This is a genomic window from Pseudoalteromonas sp. SIMBA_162, from assembly GCF_046535955.1.
Lineage (GTDB): Bacteria > Pseudomonadota > Gammaproteobacteria > Enterobacterales > Alteromonadaceae > Pseudoalteromonas > Pseudoalteromonas marina.
Genome location: NZ_JAWJBQ010000741.1, coordinates 1 through 255 on the forward strand (window position 1 = coordinate 1; position 255 = coordinate 255).

Annotated in this window: 1 protein-coding gene; it reads right to left on the bottom strand. The window is 37.3% G+C overall.

Annotated features, from left to right (window positions below):
* A partial coding sequence (locus tag R0J88_RS21650; RefSeq protein WP_410901126.1) for a hypothetical protein occupies positions 1–222 on the bottom strand: 222 nt, incomplete at its 3' end.
* Positions 223–255: the final 33 nt, after the last annotated feature.

Here is a 255-nt window from a genome sequence, read left to right on the forward strand (position 1 = left end):
TCTAGCAGTAGCTAGTACAACCTTAAATCCACCAATATTAAATCTTGTCTTATTATCAAAATGCTTCAGAAGATTGTTTGCTTCTGCTTCTGCATCTTTTGGATGGTTAGCACGAATAATCATTTGTAGATTAGCTTGTACTAGTCCACCCCTATTTGTCCTACTACTAGGTTCAAACTTAACTATCACCGCTTCATTATCAGTACCGCTAGGAAAATTCAACGGATAGACCTTGTAAGGTGTAAGTGTCTGTAC